This window comes from Acinetobacter sp. 1294243, from assembly GCF_000588015.1.
In the GTDB taxonomy this organism is placed as follows: Bacteria; Pseudomonadota; Gammaproteobacteria; order Pseudomonadales; family Moraxellaceae; genus Acinetobacter; species Acinetobacter pittii.
The window spans coordinates 127,469-150,294 of sequence record NZ_JFXG01000010.1 but is presented as its reverse complement, the minus strand read 5'-3'; the positions used below and the strand labels follow the sequence as shown (position 1 = coordinate 150,294).

The window sequence follows — 22,826 nt, the reverse complement described above, 5'->3', positions numbered from 1 at the left end:
TAAAAGTGGCATTGTGGCATTTAACAATGCTTTCCACGGCCGTACCTTATTTACCGTTTCGGCGGGTGGTCAACCTAAATATTCACAAGACTTTGCACCTCTTCCAAATGGTATCAACCATGTTGCCTTTAATGATTTAGAAGCTGCAAAAGCGGTCATTAATGAACAAACTTGTGCCGTGATTGTTGAGCCAATCCAAGGTGAAGGCGGTGTTATTCCTGCTGACATCGAATTTTTAAAAGGCTTAAGAGCACTGTGTGATGAGTTCGGTGCCTTACTTATTTTTGATGAAGTGCAAACTGGTGTTGGCCGTACAGGTGCACTTTATGCCTACATGAACTCTGGTGTTATTCCAGATGTATTAACGACTGCCAAAGCATTAGGTGGTGGTTTCCCAGTCGGTGCAATGCTAACAACCGATAAGTTTGCTCCGCATTTTTCAGTGGGTACACATGGTACGACTTATGGTGGTAACCCGTTAGCAAGTGCGGTTGCTGGTGCAGTATTTGAGTTTATTAATACGCTTGAAGTACTGAATGGCGTTAAAGAGCGCCATGACTACTATAAAAATGCTTTAAATAAATTAAATGAAAAATATGAAATCTTTGAAACGATTCGTGGTGAAGGTTTACTGATTGGTTGTGCCTTAAAAGACAAATTTGCAGGTAAAGCAAAAGACATCAATAACCTTGCGGGTGAAGAAGGTTTATTGAGTTTGATTGCTGGTCCGAATGTTGTACGTTTTACACCATCTTTAATTATTCCATTTGCCGATATTGATGAAGGTCTAAAACGCTTTGAACGTGCGCTTGCTCGCTTTGTTGAAATTCAAAAGGATGAACAAGCAGCATGATGATTATTCGTTACATCGAACCTAAAGATGTTAATGACCTTTACCTGTTGGCAAAAAAAGCGGGTTTTGGTTTGACATCTTTGCAGCCCAATATGGAAAAACTTGCTGCTCGTATTGAGAGGGCGTGTAAGACAGTCGCAGGCGAACTCCCAAAGGCAGATCAGGTTTACCTATTTGTTTTAGAAGATACTGAACTCAACAAAGTTGTCGGTGTTTGCGGTATTGAAGTCGCACTTGGTTTAAAAGAGCCTTGGTATAACTTCCATGTAGGAACACAAGTTCATGCTTCTGAACCATTAAGTGTTTATAACGCTTTACCGACTTTGTATTTGAGTAACGACCATACTAACTGTAGTGAGCTTTGTACGTTATTTTTAGATCCTGACTATCGCTTAAATAAAAATGGCAAGTTTCTATCTAAAGTCCGTTTCTTATTTCTCTCAGCATTCCGTCAATATTTTGAAGAAACCATTGTTGCCGAAATGCGTGGATATTCTGACGCCAATGGACAATCACCATTTTGGAATGCGGTAGGCCACAAGTTTTTTAATATTGAATTTACCAAAGCCGATTATTTGAGTGGAATCGGGCAAAAGGCTTTTATTGCTGAGCTGATGCCAAGACATCCACTCTATGTCAATATGTTGCCGGACGATGCTAAAGCTGCGATTGGCATTGTTCACCCAAATACTCGACCAGCCTACAACCTCTTGCTTGAAGAGGGACTACGCTACAAAGGTTATGTCGATATTTTTGATGGTGGCGCAACGCTGCAAGCAGATATCGAAAATTTACGGGCAATTAAAGAAAGTCAGTCTGTAACGGTCCAAATTGAACAACGTGAAAATATCGCTGTAGGGGATGAAGCTTACATTGTGGCTAATGATGACTATGAAAATTATCGCGCCATTCTTGTGTATAGCAAACCGCACCAAAACATATTGCAGTTAACGAAAGAACAAGCAAAACAATTGAATGTTGAAAATGGCTCTTTAGTTCGAGTGCTAAGTCTTCAAGTTAAACAAGTTTCGAGTCCAGAAGTGGTCAATAAACTCAAAGCCACTGAATATTTGCGAATGGCTGTTAATTAAGCGGAAATTACTATACATTTCACCAAATTTAAGAAGGAATAATATATTATCGCTAGCGCAAGATGGGTATATGGATAAATACAATCTTGCTCGCTGAGCTAGGATTAATTAGCCTGTTTTTCTATATAAAGAGTAAGTAAATAAAATATTTAATTAATCTATATATTTTAAATGTTTATTGAAATTATATTTTGGAAATCAGGCTAATATAATAATGAAGGAAAGGAATGATGAATAATTTTTATTGTTATAGGTGATGGCTTTTAAAAAGGAATTTATAAGGTCTTAAGTGATTTAATAATATTTTAGAATGGTTTAATGGACTAAATTAATAATCATATAATTTGTTTATTATTAAAGCATTTACGACGGTTGCTATAAATTGGAGTAAATATTACATGAGTAAGAATAACGGAAAGCAGTTCCTGGAAGGAGATCTTCTTGGTAGTCAACATATGACTGAGCAAGAAGAAGAGAAATTGCAGCGCTCATTGACAAATCGTCATATTCAAATGATCGCAATCGGTGGTGCAATTGGTACTGGATTATTTATGGGTTCCGGGAAAACATTAAGTGTTTCGGGTACTTCAATTGTTTTAACCTATTTAATTATTGGTTTCTTCTTTTTCTTCGTGATGCGGGCAATGGGTGAATTGTTGCTTGCGAACACGAATTTTAAAACATTCGCCGATTTTGCAACAGCTTATCTCGGTCCATGGGCGGGGGTTTTCCTTGGTTGGTCCTACTGGTGTAACTGGATTATTACTGCGATTGCCGACGTAATTGTGATCGGAGGGTACATGCAGTTTTGGTATCCTGATTTACCCGTCTGGATTCCAGCATTTACATCATTAGCGATCTTGACCATACTCAATTTTGTGGCCGTTCGATTGTTTGGTGAACTCGAGTTTTGGTTCTCACTCATCAAAATTACTGCAATTATTCTGTTTATTCTGGCTGGTATTTATTTAATTGGTACCGGATTTACTTCTCCAAATGGGGTTAAGGCCTCAATGAGCCATTTGTTTGAAACAGAGTCGATGTTTCCTTATGGTGTAACCGGTTTCTTGGCAGGCTTTCAAATTGCCATCTTTGCATTTGTGGGTATTGAGCTTGTCGGTACAACTGCTGCTGAAACTAAAGATCCGCATAAATCACTTCCGAAAGCAATTAACTCTATACCTTTACGCATTTTATTGTTCTATGTGGGCGCGTTGGTTTGTATTATTGCGGTCACATCTTGGGCAAAAGTTTCACCAGAAAAAAGCCCATTTGTAGAAATGTTTACTTTGGTCGGGTTACCAATTGCGGCAGGTTTAATCAACTTTGTTGTTGCGACTTCAGCTTTATCTTCTGCAAATAGTGGGATCTTTGCGACTAGCCGTATGTTATACGGTTTAGCTTTAGACAACGACGCACCTAAAAGCTTTAGTAAACTCTCAAAAAGAAAAGTTCCAATTAGAGGACTCGTATTTTCAATGGCGTGTGTAACGGTTGGAACATCTATTTTATTTATTGTTCCAAATGTCATGACAGCATTTACGATTATCTCAGCGCTGACTTCAATTTTATGTATTTTTACGTTTATGTTGATTGTGCTTTCTTATATTTATTATCGTAAGAAAAGTCCTGAGCTACATATCCAGTCAAAATATAAAATGCCGGGTGGGTTATTTATGGCTTTGGTGACCATGTTGTTTTTTGTGTTTTCTATCGTAATTTTGGCTTTAGACCATGATACTTTAATTGCACTTGAGTGTTCACCAATCTGGTTTATTGGTTTATTTATTGCCTATAAATATAAAAAGAAAAAGATGTTGCAGCTTGATATCTTGAAAGCTCAAAAGGTTGATTATATTTAATCTAGAAGATGAAATGCTTTTAAAGCTAGGCGTGTGTCTAGCTTTTTTTATGCTCTTAAATATTGAGATATATATTGTGTTTATGTAAAATAATGTGATTATACGTACAATTCTGTATATGAGATGTTAACTAAGAACTTTATCACTTCTTCTATTATTCTTTTTGCGGGTTTCCACCAATATGTCTATGCCATCGAAGACGTTTCTTTGCCCAGTCAGGTGCTTCAAGATCAACGTTTAAAAGAGCTTAACCAGCAATTACAAGACCAAATTGCTCAGCAAACTCCTTACCAAAACACCAAGCCATTACAGGATTTTAAGCATTTAGTTGTTAAAGAAAGCCCATGCGTAGTGGTTAAAAAAATTAGTTTTATCCCTTTAAATGATCAGTCTGAGTCTGAACTACAGCAATTTAACTTTGTGGTTAAAGCTATAAAAAAACACCCACAGAATGTTTTGGGTAAATGTATTGGAACCCAAAGTTTACATAACATCGTGAACTATGCCCAAAATGAACTTTTAAAAAAGGGTTTTATTACCAGTCAAATTGTCGTGAGTCCGCAAGACTTAAATCAGGGGAATTTAAACCTGAGTGTGCAAATCGGACGCTTGAATAAGATTGTTATACAAGAAGGGAAAATCTCATCATTACAGCTTAAGACTGGGTTGCCATTTAAAACGGGCGATATTGTGAATCTAAAAAGGCTCGATCAGGGGCTGGAAAATCTAAAGCGTGTCTACGCAGTAGATATGCAAATTACTCCTGCAAGTGTTCAAGATAAAGAATTAACGGGCTATAGCGATTTAATACTCAAACTTCAACCCCTACAAAAAGTTAATTTCAATTTAAGTGTAGATGACTCGGGTAATCAGGACACTGGTACCTATATGGGGAATATTGGGCTAGGTATCAATAACCCGTTTCATTTAAATGATATTTTATCGTTAAACGTGAGTCACTCATTAGATGACTTTCATGAAGACTTAAACCGAAGTTATTTCATTAGTTATCAGTTGCCTGTTGGTTATTATGATTTAGGTCTTAGCTATAATGACTATCAATACAAGCAAACAGTCTTAGGGGGGAATGGTCCACTGCTTTACCATGGTAACAGCCAACAAACCAACCTGAATTTATCTCGTGTGATTAGCCGTAGCGGGCAGCATAAAACCAGCGTGTATGGAAAGCTTTATCATAAAGAAAGCCAAAGTTTTATTGACGATATTGAAATTAATGTTTTACACCGAAGAACCTCAGGCTGGAATTTAGGAGTTCAACACCGTCAATATTTAGGAAATGCGGTATTAGACGGCAGCATCGATTACCGTCGTGGGATGGGGGTAGGTGCCCGAACTGCACCAGAAGAAAATATTACCAATATTGAAGGAAAACATCTTCCTGTTGAAGGTTACTCCCGTGCTCCACTTTGGAGTGCAGATCTGCGTTATACCACACCATTCCTTTTGCTTGAAAAACCAGCTCAATATCGCCTTAACTGGCGTGGACAATATGCACCGAAAATTTTAGTACCGAATGACCGCTTTTATATTGGTGGTCGCTATAGCGTGCGTGGCTTCGATGGTGAACTCATGCTTTCCGGAGATAACGGGCAGTCTCTACAGCAAGAAATCAGCTTGAATGCACCAATTCCAAATACCCAGTTTTATATGGCAATTGATCAGGGCTGGGTAAATGGCCGTAATAGCATACCGGGTCAGCGTTATTTACTCGGAAGTGTTTTAGGGTTACGCACCTATCAAAATAGTTTTTATCTGGATGCCTTTACAGGTCGGGGGCTGATTGCACCTGACAGCATAAAAAAAGACTGGGTTACCGGTTTTAGTATCAACCTTTCTTATTAATTTACTTTAGAAAAGACTTTATTCATGAACAAGAATAGTTATCGCATTATTTATAGCAAAGCACGTCAAATGTTTGTGGCTGTGGCTGAAAATGTAAGAAGCCAAACCAAGACATCAGGTCAAAGTGAAGCAAGTACCCAGAACAATATTGATAACACTGAATCTCAGGCATTTCATCAACTCTGGCAAGTGAAAGCACTGGTTGCCAGTATAAGTCTGTGGATGCCTTTAGCACCTGTCTATGCGGGTATTGTAGCGGACAGTGCTGCAAATGCTGCGAATAGAGCAGTGATTGGTGCTGGTAAGAACTCGGCAGGGACAGTTGTTCCGGTAGTCAATATTCAAACTCCAAAAAATGGGATATCCCATAATATTTATAAACAGTTTGATGTACTGGCTGAAGGTGCTGTCCTGAATAACAGTCGTCAGGGTGCTACGACAAAAACAGTAGGAAACGTTGCAGCCAACCCATTTTTAGCCACAGGCGAAGCGCGAGTTATTTTAAATGAAGTAAATTCATCAGCCGCTTCACGTTTTGAAGGGAACTTGGAAGTTGCCGGGCAAATGGCAGATGTGATTATTGCCAACCCGTCTGGTATTAGCATTAAAGGTGGTGGCTTTATTAATGCCAACAAGGCAATTTTTACCACAGGTAAACCTCAGTTAAATGCTGATGGCAGTATCAAGCAGTTTACGATTGACCAAGGAAAAATTACGGTTTCAGCAAACCCTAATTCTAAATTTGGTTTGGGGGGGAATAATAACGATGCAAACTATGTGGATCTCTATGCCCGTGCACTAGAACTTAGTGCTGAACTACGTGCCAAAAATGATATTCAGGTGATTGCCGGGGCAAATAATGTCAGTGCAGATTTACAGGATGTTACTGCTAAAACAGGTACTGGAACAGCACCGACATTGGCGGTAGATGTTAAAGCATTAGGTGGGATGTATGCCAATAATATTTATTTGATGGGAACTGAAAAAGGTTTGGGCGTGACTAACGCAGGGACCATTCAGGCAGTCAATAATCTGGTGATTACCAGTGCCGGAAAAATTGAGCACAGCGGCACATTCAGTTCGACCAGTAAAACCCAAGGTTTAGTGAACATACAAACAACGGGTACGGGTGCAGTTGCCGATATCAACTCATCAGGCAGTATTAATAGTAATAGCATGTTAAATATCGATTCAGGCAATAACCTGAATGTAAATGCTAAAGAAATTATTATTAATAACGGCAGCCTAGCATCTTCACCTCTAATCGTTAATACCAAAGGTAATATCAATCTGGCAGCAGATACCCGCATTATGGATGATTCACAAGGAGGGGATGTCTATATTGATGCAGCAAATATCAATCTTGCAGCGGGATCGGAACTCAAAAGTAACCGTGGTACAGCAACCATACAAGTACAAAAAGACTTGGTCGCAGCCAAAGGCGCAAAACTGATTGCTGCCAAAGATTTAAATGTTTTAAGTAACGGTAAGTTATCACTTACAGAGAACCATATACAGGCATCATTAGGTTCAATCAACCTACAAGCAAATTCGGCTAATACCCAAAACCTGATTGATCTTCAAGGTGGGACGATCTATGCGGGTAAAGATCTCAACCTGTATAGTTCAGGAGATCTAAATCTAAAGAATCTTGGTTTTTCACTTGAAAACGCTGCAACCAGAGTTAAAAACATTAAAGCCTACAGTGGACGTGATCTGGTCTGGAATAATGCTGACAAGGCACTTCCGCTTATTACAGGTCTGGTTCAGCTGGATGCAGCCAATAATTTAACTGTTACAGCAAAAGAAATTTCCAATAAAGACAGTATTCAACTACATGCCAATCAAATAGCACTCAATAGTGCACTGACTTCACAAAAAAATATTGATGTGAGTTCTGAAATTGCTGACCTTGTTTTAAGTCAGGCACTCAAGGCTCAAGGTGATATTAATCTAACCGCACTTGCTGGTGGAGTTACTGCAAATAGCTTAAAGGCCACATCTTCGGCTGGAAAGATTTCTATACTCGCGAATAAAAATATAAATTTAAACTCGACCCAGACAAGCAAGGCGATGCCTTCAGCTGATAAAGATGAATTAACAACTGATCAGACGGTTATTAGTGGTTTAAAAGGGGTAACACTTGGCTCAATTGGTGATGGCACCGTTAACTTACAGTCAGTACAAGTTAATGCGAATCAGGGTGATATATTAGTTTCGAGTAATAATGGAATAAATTTAAAAGCTAATAATGATGTAGTTGTTACTGCAAATAAGGGCCAAGTTAAAACGGTAAATAATGTTCTAAAGGGGCAAACTGTTTCGATAGAAAATGGTAAATCCGATATTAAAATCCAAAATACAGATCTAGGCTCTACGGTTGGTAAACTTGCGGTCAATAGTAGAGCAGGTATGAGTACAATTATCGATAGCGTATTAACGTCAAAAGGTAATACTGAACTCTATGCAAAAGATTTACTGACTTTACAGGGTGTGAATGCTACATCAGACCAGCATCTGGCGGTAAGCTCTGGCCGTACGGTTTATAGCAATGCTGAGTATACGCCAGCGACCAAATGGATTGCGGATAAAGTCACTAACTTAACATCTAAGGGTGTTACCTCTGTAACGGCTACAGGAAACCAAGTATTACAAAATACAAATTTAACAGGTGGAGCTGTTCTATTAGAGGCGGGGGGGTTTATTTTTTGTCAGACTGGATTGAACTTAAATGCGGTCGGAAGTGACTTACTCAAGAATGATACAAAGTTAAATAGTTTAAATGGTGACCTAACAATTCAAACCAATTCTAACTTAACGATTGATCCAAAAGTTTATAGTCTAAAGGCGGTAGGTGATATTGAACTTGTTTCTAAAACTGGCACTTTAACTTTAAAAGGCTATGGGGGAACAACAGGGAATGGATCAGAACAAGTTGTTAAGTTGGATACAGCAAATGGTGGTATTAATTTAGAGGGTGCTAAAGTTGATATTCAAGGTTCACAGTTAACTGCACAAAAAGATATTAAGATCGTTTCAAGTAAAGATGATGTGCTGATTGATGGGATGAAGAACAGTTTTATAAATAGAAAAAAACAGGAGAAACTTAACGAAGCTAATAATTTAAAAAAAAATATATCGGATAGTTTAGCTCTACTAAAGTCACAGCAATTTTTTACTGATTATGATAATATGGTTACAGCATATGAAGATTATACTTCTAGTAATTATGATTATAGTTTGTATATGAAACATTATAATCTTTATAATGATTTTATTTCTAAATATCCAGTTAGACCAAACCCAAGACTTCTTATATTCGGATCAGATAAACCATTATTCCATAGTATTTTTTCTGAACCGCAAAGAATGACTCGTTTTGATGCATTGTATTCATTTGAACCAAAATATGATGAAAATTATTTAAGGAGCTTACAGGCTGAAGTTGATTTCTATAATACGGGAATAAATGGCTCAGAACATGCTGAAGCTAAGTTAAATTCAAAATCAGGAAACATTAATATTACTTCTGTTAAAGGTTTATCTATTAGTGGTGGAAATATTTCTGCTCAAACGGGACAGGTAAATTTAGAAGCAAGTGGTGTTTTAGCCGAACAATATAAATCTACAATTAATAATGGAGCTAATCAGCCACCAAAATCATTAAATGCAAGTATTATTATTGATGGTCATACAGATTTTTATGAAAAAGGTACTGAAAGTGAAGGAAATTATAGTTTCCGAACACTAGTCAGTCCTACCATTATTAATGGTGACAAAGGGGTTAACATAAGAACAGTAGGAAAAACTAAAGATGATAACTTGGTTTTACAAGCTACTGGTATTACTTCAAAAAATGGTGACGTAAAAGTAGAATCAAATAAAAGTATTTTATTTGATGCAGCTATTGAGCAAAGCTATGACCTGACCACTACGACTGAAAAGAAAAAATCATGGGGTGGTTTAAAGAAAAAGTATATTACGACTGTTTCTGAAAATAATGACACAAATGCAGCTTCAGTTGATATTTCTGCAAAGAATATTTCTATTGAAACGAAGAAACTAGATACGTCAGTGAATGTTAAAACTCCAGATAATAATATTGATATTTATTCTGGACGTTTTACTGCCGAGGGTGGAACAATTTCGATTAAATCGGGGGGAAATCTTAACTTTTACACTGTGGAAGAATCTTCTAGCAGTACAGTAGATGTTACAAAGAAAACCTCATATTCTAAACTTATCTCACTTTTAGGTTCATCAAAAACTACTACTAATACAACACGAACTCAGATTAGTGAATTACCTGCAAATTTAAAAGCAGATTATATTAATACGCAAGCGGTTGATAAGACGAAACTTGTGGGAACAGAGTTTGATTATTTAAAAAATGCAACGATTGAAACTGGAGGAACACTTGAGTTAATAGCAGCAAAGACATCTATTACAGAGCTCTTAAAAAAAGAAAAAAGCTCATTAGCTTGGCAGTCAATGCAAGATAAAGGTTCTATTACTGAAACCGCTCAATTACCAAGTTTTAACGGTCCAGTTTTACCTACCTTTAAAGCTACTGGTGGTTTGAGTGTGCAAGTTCCAATTAGTGAAAAAGATGCTAATAAGGTAGAGCTACGTGATGCGATTCTTGATTTAGCTAAGCAACCGGGAAATGAATATTTAAAAGAGTTTGTTAATCGAAAAGATGTAGATTGGCAAAAAGTTTTATTAACTCAAAAAGATTGGGACTATAAACAGCAAGGTCTTACAGCTGCAGGTGCTGCAATTATTGTGATTATTATAACGATTGTAACTATGGGCACAGGAACGGCTGCAGCTGCTGCTGGCGGAACAGCAGCAAGTGGAACTACTGTTGGTTTGGGCGCAAGTATGATTGGTTCAGCAGGCGTTACAACAGCAACAGTTGGAGGTGTAACCACAATTACAGGTGTTTCTACACTTGGTGCTATGGCAAATGCTGCTATTACAAGTTTAGCAACTCAAGCAGGCGTTAGTTTAATTAATAATGGTGGAGATATTGGTAAGACGCTTAAAGATTTAGGAAGTAAAGATTCAATTAAGAGTTTAGCAACATCTGTTGTTACAGCAGGAGTTTTAAGTAAAATTGCATCAATTGATCAGATGAAAGCTTTGCAGGAAACTACTAAGTCTGGAGAATTCTTTACAAATTTATCAGGTAGAGTGGGACAAGCTTTAGTTAATTCTACTGTTAGTGCTAGTGTTGATACGGCAGTTAATGGAGGTAGTCTAAGTGAAAAATTAAGTGCAAGTCTTGTGGCAGGATTGAGTGTAGCATTACAAGGGTCTTTAGCTGGAGAAATTGGTGAAAATCTTGATCTTGGTAGTAAAGAACTTTCTGACCAAATTTTGCATAAACTAGCTCATGCTGCAGCTGGTTGTATTGCTAGTTCATTACAAGAAAAATGCGAAGCTGGAGCGATTGGGGCGGTAGTTGGGGAAATGGTTGCTGGATCGTTTGATATGGAACCTGAAAATGACGGAGATTATAGTCAAGCTCAGCTAAATAAAGTTAAAAATGTTGGCCAATTGATTTCGGGTGTAGTTGCTGCTTCAGCAGGATATGATGTAACTGTTGCTTCGCAATCCGCATCAACTGCTATAGAAAACAATTGGGGTAAAGTACTTTCATCTACTGGTAAAGCTGCCTATAAGATTTTTAAAAAAGCTACTGAATTACAAAAAGCTGGCAAGAACTTAAATGATACCAATGTTTGGAAGGATATTTTAAAAGATACTGCTACAGGTGAATATCAAGATATGTTGAATTCTTTTAAAACAGCATTTAGTGCTGGTTCAACTCCTCTTGAAAGAACTTGGGCATTAATTGATCTTGCAACTGGAATTGATAAAAAAGATGTCAAGATTGTTCAGGATCTTCTTAAAGATAGGAATACTATTGCGAAGCGTTTACCAAATATTAAAAACGGTCAATTTTTTGATGATAAAAAAATAGAGGAACTTGCAAATCGGGGGGATGTTAAAAAAATTCATCAAATAGATGTGGGAGCAAAAGGTGGCTGGGCTAAGCAAGCCAATGGGAAGCTTGAAGCAAATTCAGCTTATTTGTTACCTAATGGTGCTGCATACGTTACCGATAATAGCGGGAATGTTAAAGAGGTTACTGCCAATTTAAGAAATATTTTAATGGATCGAAATAATTATCAACAAAGTATTGCTGGTAAAAGTGGTATTTCTGGAGATCAAGGAGGGCATTTAATAGCTGCATCTCTTGGTGGTTCAGGGGATCGTATTAATTTAGTTCCTATGGCCAAAACATTAAATAACGGTAGTTGGAAAGCTATGGAAAGTGAGTTAGCAAATGCGGTTAAACTAGGCAAGGATGTAAATATGAAAGTTGCAGTAGGTTATCCCACTGGCAGTAGTAGACCTAATAAATTTATAGTAACTGCTACTATTAATGGAAAATCCACTAATTATCAATTTTCACAGTAATAGGGATTAAATGAATGTACAAATTATTAAGTTCCGATATAGAATTATTTAAAAAGCAATCTTTAATTTTTGTTAAAAATAGGCCATGGGATTCAATTGTTACAAAAATTGGCATGTTTATTCACTCTTCTAAGTTTGAGCAATTTATTGTTTTTGATGGAAATATAGATGAAACAGGGGATATATATGCAGATGGAGAAGATCCCTTTAATAGTGTTTCTAGTAGTTTGTGTGATAGGGCTATTGAAATTCAGAAAGAGAATTATATAAGAAAAAAAGAAATAATTTGGGGTATTACTTTTACTTTGCATTTTGATGGAGAAATAAAAGTTGAGTATAATCCAAGAATACCCGAATGGTATGAGGGTAATCCTACGATTGACCTTGAAGAAAAAATTAAAAAAGAAACCCTAACAGATAGTAATAATCAGTCGAATATATATCAAGATGGTGTCAAAAGCTTAAATATTCAATCTATTTATCTAGTATGTCGTAAAGAGTTAGAGCTAAAGACTTTAAAAGCATCAAATGATTGGGGTATGAATATTGTAGATGAGTGGGATATTGATCTTGTTATAGGGGGCATAACATTTAATATTGGTGATCGACAAGAGTTTTTTGAAATTAATGTGATAGGAACTTATGATGAGAGAAACCAAACATTTATGTGGGCATGGGAACATCCTTCTATTCCACAGGATCTGCAAGAAGTGGCTTTAATTGTTAAAAAGTACGGAGAACAATATGAAATTGCTGAGTTACAACAACAATTAGTTTATTGTAGTGAAGAAGAAGCATGGAACTTTACTGCTTTAGCAGCACATTTGGCAAAAGCTGATGGAGCATATCGAGGTAAAGTGAATGGTAATTGGATTTATATTGTTTTTAAAAATGACAGTCAATAAACTTTGATGATTAGTTGTAGACAATTATTTATTTAAATATAGATATTTTATTAGTATTAAAAAAAGCTTGGTAATCCAAGCTTTTTTTAATTATGTACCATTTTATTGACTACTGTAATAGGAACAGTATAGCTATTACTCATACTAGGTTTTGGTACTAAAAATTCTGAATTGGTCTATAAGTAATTGGGATATAACTCTATTGCATTAATCAATTCTATAATTAACCAAAAAGCTTCATTACGAGGCTTTTTTATAATACTTATTTAATATTCGGATCACCCTTTTTCAAGAAAAAGCGAATCGCTAATTTTTGTAGGAATGTTCCATAAGGAGGGTGGAAAAGCTGAGTCGGGAAAAACCGATGACGTATAAATACAGTTTTTGCATGTGAAAGTTCACGGAAACCTTCCTCACCATGATATGACCCCATACCTGAGTTGCCGATACCCCCAAAAGGAGCGTCATGGTTAACTACATGCCAGCCCCAATCATTGATGGTCACACCACCCGAATGAGTTTCACGTAAAATTCGGTCGCGTTCTACTGAGCTATGGGTAAAACAATAAAGTGCTAAAGGTCGTTCGTCCGATTTCACATAGGTAATTGCGTCATCTAAAGAGTCATAAGCCACCACAGGTAAAATAGGGCCAAAGAGTTCTTCTTTCATAATGCGCATGTCGGGAGTGCAATTCAGTACAATCTGTACAGGCATTCTGCGACCTTGTTGGTCAAAGCTGTAAGTATTGCAAGGAATAATACGGGCACCTTTTTCTTGTGCATCGGTCAAGATATCTTGAATACGTTTTAAATGGCGGTCATTTACAATCGATGTGTAATTTTCATTGTCTGTGATGTTTTGACCAAACATTTTTATAAAGCTGGATTTCGCAGCTTCAACAAATTCATCAATACTTTCTTTTGGAACCAACGCATAGTCAGGTGCTACACAGATTTGACCACTATTAGTTGCTTTGCCATGGGTAATACGTTTTGCCGCATCGGCAAGTGGGTAATTACGGCTTACAATTGCTGGTGATTTACCGCCTAACTCAAGTGTAACAGGTGTTAAATTTTCAGCTGCTGCTCGCATGACGACCTTGCCAATGGTCGGGGAACCAGTGAAGATAATGTGGTTAAATGGCAAAGAGGTAAATCTTGCTGGGTCTGTAATTTCTTCACCAAACACGGCTACTTCATCTTCGTTAAAGACTTCTGCCAGCATGCGTCGAAGCATTGCATTAGTATTCGGGGTAATTTCAGGCAGCTTAATCATGACTCGGTTGCCTGCAGCTAATGCGGCAACGAGTGGGCCAAGTGCTAAATAAACGGGGAAGTTCCAAGGTACAATCACACCAACCACGCCTTTAGGTTGGTATTGCACACTTAAACGGTTTGATAAAAATAAAAGCTCGATACGGCGTTTACTTGGACGCATCCAGCGGCGTAAATGATGAATCGCATGATCAGCCTCTAACACAGAACCAAGCAAATCTAGTAGTTTAGATTCATCTACCGATCTAGAACTAAAATCGGAATTAATCGCAGCAGCTAAAGCATCTTGATAACGGATAATTTGTTTTTTAAGTTGATGCAGTTTTGTGCGGCGTGCTTCAAGACTTGGATAGGGGTCTGCCTCAAAATTGGCATGTTGTTTGGAAAAAATAAGTTCCATATGTTCAGTGGCAGAGCCGCTATATTCTTTTAAAGTGGAGCTTTCCATTATTGTTCCTTCCATACTTTTGCTTATCATACTTTATGCTTGAAGTGTCGTATGGTCGATGTTAAATTGAGACAACAAGAGGTAGTTTAGTGCCATTATGCACGTCACTCTAGGGATGGTGTGATTTAAATGCCTAAAAATCTTTATAAAAATGCGAATAGTGTTATCGAAGGAAATTATGATAATACACTCTTAGGTGCCAATACATATTTGCTGGGTTTAACCAGTTTATTTGATGAAGTGGGGTCGCAAGGCCATTCAATATCCGATGTTTTATCTGGCACAAATATTTCGCCAGATGCTATGAATCAATCCTCTTTATATATTTCCCAAGTCCAAAAAATTCAGCTATTTCAAAATATTCAAAAACTATCTCACGATCCTTTAATTGGACTACGCGCAGGACAAAAGCAGCGGTTGTCAGATTTTGGGGTGTATGGCTACGCACTATATTCTTCGCGTAATTTTAGACAAGCGGTAGAGCTTGGTATTCGACACATTAAGCTTGCAGGGCCTATTTTAAAGAAGTCATTTTATATTCGAGATGATGTTGCCGTTTTTGAAGGGCAGGACATTATTGCACTTGGTAAGCTTTTACCTTTAGTGTGCGAGTTTTGGTTTAGCTCTATGCAAACTTTAATTGAACGAGTGCTTGAAGGACCATTTCAAGCGAAGAAGCTTTTATTACCATACCCAGCGCCTGACTATGCAGAAGAATATGAAAAAGTTTTTCATTGTCCCGTTCAGTTTAATGCTGGGGTGATGCAATGGCACTTTGATTTAAAGTGGCTCGATGTACCTTGCCCAAATGCCAACCCGATTACCGCTGATATGTGTAAATCGTTTTGTGAGCGGATGCTAGGTGCTGCTGAACTTGAGGAGCCTGAGTTGGTGAAAACAATCCGTCTAATATTATTGGATGGAACAGGGCTTTTTCCATCGGCTCAAGAAATGGCCGAACGCTTACATATGTCAAAGAGGACCTTACATCGACGCTTGGCAGGGTTTAATTTGACTTACCAAGAGTTGTTAGATGAGACTCGGCGCCGTCTTGCGGATGAATATTTGCGAGAAACAACTTTAACCGTAGATGAAATTGCCGAAAGAATTGGCTTTTCAGATACTTCTAATTTTAGAAAAGCCTATCGCCATTGGACAGGCATTTCACCAAATGAGTATCGAATACAGTACCTAAATTAGGTTAAAGTTTGTCTGTTATTTAAATCGAGAAAGTAGCTTTTTCTGCAAAAATGGATTACAGAGCAAAATCGCAAATAAAATAATAAATATGCCGATAATACTGAATAGATCCGGTAATTCATGCCAAAAAACAAATCCCCAAATTCCTGCAAAAATAATAGCAATGTAATTCATTGGGCCAATTTGTCCTGCCGGCGCTAAGCTGTAGGCATAAGACATAAACAGTTGACTAATATTAGCTAAAAGTCCTGCGGCAATGAGTAATGCTAATTCATGCCAAGTGAAAATACGCCAATGCCAAAACATCGGAATAGAGGAAATTAAACTACCAAAAATACAGAAGTAAAAAACGATACGTTCAGGTGGCTCTGTACTGGTTAAAGCTCTTACGGTGACAAAGGCCATTGCTGATAAAAAGCATGCACCCAAGCCAATAAAAGATAATGCGTTAAATAGACCTTGATCGGGTTTAGCGACAAATAAAACTCCAATGAGCCCAATCACAGCGGCAAAAATCATAGACTTGGTAATTTTTTCTTTTAAGAAAAGCCATGCAATCAGTGGAATAAAGATAGGAGATGAATAACTAAAAACCATGGCGTTCGATAGTTTTAAGTTCGCAATGGCATAGAAAAAACCATACATAGCGGCTAGCCCGACAATGCTTCGCCAAGTATGCATCCAGAGTTTATCGGTTTTAATAAAATCTAGCCCCTGTTTAAAGAGCATCGGAATAAAAATAAATAAACCTACTGCATTTCTAAAAAACACGACGGTCGCATTGTCCACCGTTTGTGAAGCAAAACGAATGCACACTCCCATAATGGAAAACAATAATGCCGACGTCATAAGACAAAGCAGTGCTTTTCCAAGTTGTGTAGAGGGGAGGTTTGAAGCAGTTTGATTTTGCATAGAGAAATACAGTTCTTAATTTTCGATGTTATTTTAGCAGCGCTGTTAAGTTTTAGTGAAATGTGTCGTAATTAATAGGGGAAATAAGAAAGATGAGGTGATATAACCTCATCTTCTAAACCTTATTAGGTCACTGGTGCAGGGTTAAATACAGCGAGTGAGTTATGAATACCCCAACGGTCCGACCACGTTTGCTGCTCACCACTAGCCACGCGTAAAATCATTTCAAAAAGTTCCCAGCCCACTCCTTCAATAGTTTTCTTCCCAATCGCAATATCGCCAGCACTGATATCAATTAGGTCATACCAACGGTTTGCAATATTGTTTCGGCTTGCCATTTTAATGACAGGTACGGCTGCCAACCCATAGGGGGTACCGCGGCCTGTGGTAAATACTTGAACGGTAATACCCGATGCCATTTGCTGCGTACCACAGATAAAGTCACTTGATGGCGTTGCCGCAAAAATTAATCCTTTTTTAGTTGGTCTTTGACCCGGTGCGAGAACTTCTACAATAGGTGAGCGGCCCGATTTGGCGATCGATCCCATCGCTTTTTCTACAATGTTATTCAGTCCACCTTTTTTATTGCCGGGTGTGGTATTGGCACTTCGGTCCACTTGGCCTGCTGCTAAGTAGTCATCGTACCATTTCATTTCTCGAATTAAATCTTTGGCAACTTGTTCATTTGCTGCACGTGGAGTAAGTAGGTGAATGCCATCGCGGACTTCTGTAACTTCCGAAAACATGACTGTACCGCCACATTGCACAATCAGGTCAGCTGCGAAACCAACGGCAGGGTTAGAGGTAACTCCCGAAAATGCATCACTCCCACCACATTGCATGCCTACAACTAAATGAGAAGCTGGGACTTCTTCTCGAGTACGTTGATTAAGCTTTTCAAGGTGTTGTTCCGCCACGGATAAAATATGGTTGACCATACTTTCAAAACCGTTGTGGCGTTCATCTTGCAATTGAATAATATCTTCGTTTGCTAGGGGAATATATTTGTTTTCTTTAGGAATGTTTAGAAGACGTTCGGGTTGCATTTTTTCACAGCCCAGACTCACAACCATAATTTCTCCACCAAAATTAGGGTTGAGTGCAAGATTATGAATTGTACGAATAGGAACAATTGCAGCGGGTGCATCGATTGCCACGCCACAACCATATAAATGATTTAATCCGACTACACCATCTACATTTGAATATTTAGGAAGTAAATCACGTTCAATAATTTTAACGACATAATCGACAATACCTTCAACACAGTTAACACTGGTTGTAATACCTAAAATATTCTTTGTGCCGACACTGCCATCTTTATTTTTATAACCTTTAAATGTATATCCGCTCAAGGTTGGAAGCTTTGGATCAGGACGAGTTGCTAACTCAAGATCATCTAGCTCAGGTGCCTTAGGCATTTGGGTAACGGCTTCATTTACCCATGAACCTGCGGATAAATCTTTATTTGCATAACCAATAATTTCCCCATAACGAACAATTGCTTCACCTTGCTTTAATGACTTTAATAAAACTTTATGTCCCTGCGGCACATGATCAACCAAGGTGAGTTGGTATTCTTCAATATGTGTAGAAGGTGGTAAACCGCCGTCATTCACTACAATGGCTACATTATCAAGAGGACTAATTCTTATGAGGAGAGGCTTCAGCATGATCATTCCTTGTATACATTTGAAGAGAGGTCATAACGCTTAAGTTAGTTAAGCGTTATGACTTAAAGTTTTAAGAGGTAGGTTTTAACTCGAAGCGCTGGATTTTGCCGACAATAGCGGTATAGCAAATCACTGCTGCAATCGCATGCACACCGACATAAGTCAATGCAAGGTTGAAAGAACCAGTACTTGCTAAGATATAGCCGATCACAATTGGGGTCACGATTCCTGCCGTATTACCAAACGCATTCATCATTCCTCCTGATAAGCCCACCATTTCTTTTGGTGCAACATCAGACATGACTGCCCAACCTAAAGAGCCGATGCCTTTCCCAAAGAAAGATAAGGACATAAAGAATACAATTGCTGCTTGAGAGTCGACGTAATTACACATAATGATTGAGGTTGAAACCAAGAATCCGACTACGATAGGTAGCTTTCTTGAAAAGCTTAAGCTGTAATTCATTCGAATTAACTTATCTGAAATCAAGCCACCTAAAATTCCACCTACAAAGCCGCAGAGTGCAGGTGCAACTGCTGCAAAACCAGCCTCTAAAATGCTGAGATGTCTTTCTTTGACAAGGTAAACAGGGAACCAAGTCAAGAAAAAATAGGTCAGTGTATTTACACAATATTGCCCAATAAAAATACCGAGCATCATACGTGAAGCAAGCAATTGTTTAACTTTACTCCAAGTAATTTTCTCTTTTTTACTATTTTGGCTATTTTCACCCATGTCGAGTAAAGCACCTTCTGAAGCAATATATTTTACTTCTTCGGGATTTACTGTTGGATGATTGGTTGGGCTATAAATGACCTTAAGCCAGATAAAGGAAAGAATGATTCCAAGACCACCCATGACCCAGAAAATAGACTGCCAGTGGACGGTTGCAACAAGCCAACCCATTAGGGGAGCAAAAAGTACGGTTGAGAAATAAGAGGATGAGTTAAAAATGGCAGCGGCAGTTCCACGTTCTTTGGTTGGAAACCATGCGGCAGCAATTTTACTGTTACCCGGAAAAGCAGGCGACTCAGACAAACCAACTAAAAATCTGAGTACAAAGAGTGAAGTAATGATGGTCGCAGTATCACCTAAAATGTCGGTAAAACCGATTAAAACCGTGAATAAAGACCATAAAAACAGACTCCAGAAATATACACGGCGAGCACCAAACTTATCGAGTAGCCAACCACCTGGAATTTGACCAATTACATAGGCCCATGCAAAGGCCGAGAAAATATAACCCATGGTGACTGAGTCGATTCCCAGCTCATGAGACATTGGCGTTGCAGCCATTGAAAGGGTTGCACGATCACCGTAATTAAAAGCCGTGACCAAAAAAATCATCGCAAGAATGTAGTAGCGAGTTTTTGTATGTTTGGCTCTTTGCTGAGTCACTACAGCAATATTTGTTTGCAGATTATCCATATACAAACTCTTTTTAATAATCGACCTATTTGCATATCCGTGAAATAGGTGACGTCATGTCAAATTCATCGATAGAATAGATGAGAAAACGGAATTTTGTATCTACTCTATAGTCCTAGTTCTAAAACCGCGTCTTTAGATGTATGACATCATATGATTAAAAATATTATTTTGGCAAGTAGGGTCGAAAAATAATTTTTATGCGGGTTTATATTGACAAGTTGTCTGATGTCTTATAAGTTTTGGTAATGAAAAAATAGTATCAGAATGCCAAGGAGTATTTTAATGGCGACCTCTACACCTATCGTTAAATCAATTCGAGTAATTCCTGTTGCTGGACATGACAGCATGCTGCTCAATTTGAGTGGTGCTCATGGACCTTATTTCACTCGTAACATACTTATTATCGAAGATAACTCTGGAAATATTGGTGTAGGTGAAATTCCGGGTGGAGAAAAAATTTTAGCGACATTAAATGATGCTAAAGCCTTGGTAGAAGGGCAGCCGATTGGCGAATATAAAAATCTACTTAAAAAAATTCAGCAAACTTTTGCTGATCGTGACAGTGGTGGTCGAGGCAATCAAACCTTTGATTTACGTACCACAATTCATGTTGTAACGGCTTATGAGTCAGCATTACTGGATTTGCTTGGCAAGCATTTAAATGTGAATGTCGCAAGCTTACTAGGTGAAGGCCAGCAACGTAGTGAAGTTGAAGTTTTAGGATATTTATTCTTTATCGGTGACCGAAAACAGACTTCATTAGACTATGCGACTACACCTAAGCATAACCATGACTGGTATAAAGTCCGTCATGAAAAAGCGTTAACACCCGAGGCAGTACAGCGTTTAGCAGAAGCATCTTATGACCGTTATGGTTTTAAAGACTTTAAGTTAAAAGGTGGTGTATTACAGGGCGAACAAGAAGCTGAAGCTGTTACAGCAATCGCGCGCCGTTTCCCGGATGCGCGTGTGACACTTGATCCAAACGGAGCATGGTTTTTAGATGAAGCAATTGCTTTAGGTAAACATTTAAAAGGTGTGCTGGCCTATGCGGAAGCCCCGTGTGGTGCAGAACAAGGTTATTCAAGCCGTGAAATTATGGCCGAGTTTAAACGTGCAACAGGCTTACCCACTGCGACCAATATGATTGCTACGGACTGGCGAGAAATGTCGCATAGTATTCAATTGCAAGCTGTTGATATTCCTTTGGCTGATCCACATTTTTGGACATTGGAAGGTTCGGTTCGAGTTTCACAGCTCTGCAATATGTATAACTTAACGTGGGGTTCGCATTCTAATAATCACTTTGATATTTCACTTGCCATGTTTACCCATGTTGCTGCCGCTGCGGTAGGTAAGGTAACGGCAATTGATACGCACTGGATTTGGCAAGAAGGTACAGATCAGCTCACTAAAGCACCGCTTGAAATTAAAGACGGTAAAATTCAGGTGCCAACAGCACCGGGACTTGGGGTTGAGCTGGACTGGGATAGAATTAATCAAGCCCATGAACTGTATAAATTAAAAGGTTTAGGGGCTCGTAATGATGCCGATGCGATGCAATTTTTAATACCAAATTGGTCATTTAATAATAAAAAGCCGTGTTTGGTTCGTTAATGTTTTACCGATATCTTTGAAAAATTCGCTTTTTGAGTTTTCTTAATGCTTTGCTGTCCATATGGGCAGCTTTTTTTATGTCTAACGATTAGTCCTAATATTGAGAGTTTTTAAAGATGTTTTATAAAACAATAGGTTAAATTATTTTAGATAATGAACTTTGATCTTTTTAAAAAATTTAATTTTTCAGAGGAAAAATATATTGATTAAAATAAAATTTATGATGTAAGATGTCTGACAACATAAACATGTATGGATATTTTCTAATGGATGCTCTTGAGTTAAAAAACATTGTTTCTGATGGCCTTCTTTCTTTTCCGGTTACTGACTTTGACCAAAATGGGGACTTTAACAAATCTTCTTATGCAAAACGTCTTGAATGGTTAGCGCCTTATGGTGCAAGTGCATTATTTGCTGCGGGTGGTACAGGCGAGTTTTTCTCGTTAACTGGAAGTGAATACTCTGACGTGATTAAAACAGCTGTCGATACTTGTAAAGGTAGTGTACCGATTATTGCTGGGGCAGGTGGTCCGACACGTCAGGCGATTGAACAGGCAAAAGAAGCAGAGCGCTTAGGTGCACACGGTATTTTGTTAATGCCGCATTACTTAACTGAAGCAAGCCAGGAAGGTTTGATCGAACATGTCAAACAAGTATGTAACTCAGTAGATTTTGGCGTAATTTTTTATAATCGTAGCGTTTCAAGATTAAATCTCGATTCAATCCAAAAATTAGCCGAGATGTGCCCGAACTTAATCGGATTTAAAGACAGCTCTGGTCAAATCGATATGATGACAGCAGTGACTCAGACTATGGGTGATCGTTTGTCATATTTAGGTGGTTTACCAACAGCAGAAGTTTTTGCAGCGCCATATAAAGCCTTAGGTTGTCCAGTTTATTCATCAGCTGTATTTAACTTTATTCCAAAGACTGCAATGGAGTTTTATAACGCGCTTCGCAGTAATGACTTTGAAACAACTAATCGTTTAATTAAAGATTTCTTCTTGCCATTGATAAAAATTCGCGATCGTAAATCTGGTTATGCTGTAAGCATGATTAAAGCAGGTGCCAAAATTGTTGGGCACGACGCAGGTCCTGTGCGTCCACCATTAAGTGATTTAACTCAAGCAGACTATGAAGATTTGGCTGCTCTCATTGTGACACTTGGTCCGCAATAATTCTAACTGTTTAGGTATTGGAGCTTTA

General features: G+C 38.1%; 13 protein-coding genes. 9 read left to right on the top strand and 4 right to left on the bottom strand.

Annotated elements, in window-relative coordinates:
• From J655_RS17380 to J655_RS17355, 6 genes are all read left to right on the top strand, one after another.
• A partial coding sequence (locus tag J655_RS17380) for an aminotransferase class III-fold pyridoxal phosphate-dependent enzyme (RefSeq protein ID WP_032052712.1) occupies positions 1–853 on the top strand: 853 nt, incomplete at its 5' end.
• Positions 850–1,944: an arginine N-succinyltransferase gene (gene astA / locus J655_RS17375; protein WP_032052711.1), complete on the top strand. Its 1,095-nt coding sequence runs from the start codon at positions 850–852 to the stop codon at positions 1,942–1,944. The genes J655_RS17380 and astA, both read left to right, overlap by 4 nt.
• Positions 1,945–2,342: 398 nt before the next feature.
• Positions 2,343–3,806, top strand: a complete 1,464-nt coding sequence (locus tag J655_RS17370; RefSeq protein ID WP_032052710.1) for an amino acid permease — start codon at positions 2,343–2,345, stop codon at positions 3,804–3,806.
• Between the two features lie 123 nt (positions 3,807–3,929).
• Entirely contained in the window at positions 3,930–5,669 is a 1,740-nt protein-coding gene (locus J655_RS17365; protein WP_032007713.1) for a ShlB/FhaC/HecB family hemolysin secretion/activation protein, read from the top strand.
• Positions 5,670–5,693: 24 nt separating this feature from the next.
• Positions 5,694–12,158: a DUF637 domain-containing protein gene (locus tag J655_RS17360; protein ID WP_032052709.1), complete on the top strand. Its 6,465-nt coding sequence runs from the start codon at positions 5,694–5,696 to the stop codon at positions 12,156–12,158.
• A gap of 14 nt (positions 12,159–12,172) precedes the next feature.
• Positions 12,173–13,063, top strand: a complete 891-nt coding sequence (locus J655_RS17355; RefSeq protein ID WP_032052708.1) for a DUF6882 domain-containing protein — start codon at positions 12,173–12,175, stop codon at positions 13,061–13,063.
• Positions 13,064–13,325: 262 nt separating this feature from the next.
• Here J655_RS17355 and J655_RS17350 read toward each other — a convergent pair whose 3' ends face one another.
• Entirely contained in the window at positions 13,326–14,786 is a 1,461-nt protein-coding gene (locus J655_RS17350; RefSeq protein ID WP_032052707.1) for a coniferyl aldehyde dehydrogenase, read from the bottom strand.
• Between the two features lie 129 nt (positions 14,787–14,915).
• On the opposite strand from J655_RS17350, the gene J655_RS17345 reads away from it, so the two are divergent.
• Positions 14,916–15,986, top strand: a complete 1,071-nt coding sequence (locus tag J655_RS17345; protein ID WP_002120545.1) for an AraC family transcriptional regulator — start codon at positions 14,916–14,918, stop codon at positions 15,984–15,986.
• A gap of 15 nt (positions 15,987–16,001) precedes the next feature.
• Here J655_RS17345 and J655_RS17340 read toward each other — a convergent pair whose 3' ends face one another.
• From J655_RS17340 to J655_RS17330, 3 genes are all read right to left on the bottom strand, one after another.
• Positions 16,002–16,898 carry a DMT family transporter gene (locus J655_RS17340; RefSeq protein ID WP_032007115.1) on the bottom strand — a complete coding sequence of 299 codons (897 nt, stop codon included), beginning with the start codon at positions 16,896–16,898 and terminating at the stop codon, positions 16,002–16,004.
• Positions 16,899–17,023: 125 nt separating this feature from the next.
• On the bottom strand, positions 17,024–18,571 hold the full coding sequence (garD, locus tag J655_RS17335) for a galactarate dehydratase (protein ID WP_032042120.1): 1,548 nt from the start codon (positions 18,569–18,571) through the stop codon (positions 17,024–17,026).
• A 70-nt stretch (positions 18,572–18,641) separates the two neighbouring features.
• Positions 18,642–20,000 carry an MFS transporter gene (locus J655_RS17330; protein ID WP_002120540.1) on the bottom strand — a complete coding sequence of 453 codons (1,359 nt, stop codon included), beginning with the start codon at positions 19,998–20,000 and terminating at the stop codon, positions 18,642–18,644.
• 285 nt (positions 20,001–20,285) lie between these two features.
• Here J655_RS17330 and gudD point away from each other — a divergent pair, with 285 nt between their 5' ends.
• Positions 20,286–21,620, top strand: coding sequence for a glucarate dehydratase (gene gudD / locus J655_RS17325; protein ID WP_032012995.1), 1,335 nt, complete (start codon positions 20,286–20,288; stop codon positions 21,618–21,620).
• 266 nt (positions 21,621–21,886) lie between these two features.
• Entirely contained in the window at positions 21,887–22,798 is a 912-nt protein-coding gene (kdgD, locus tag J655_RS17320; RefSeq protein WP_016802994.1) for a 5-dehydro-4-deoxyglucarate dehydratase, read from the top strand.
• The last annotated feature ends 28 nt before the right edge of the window (positions 22,799–22,826 follow it).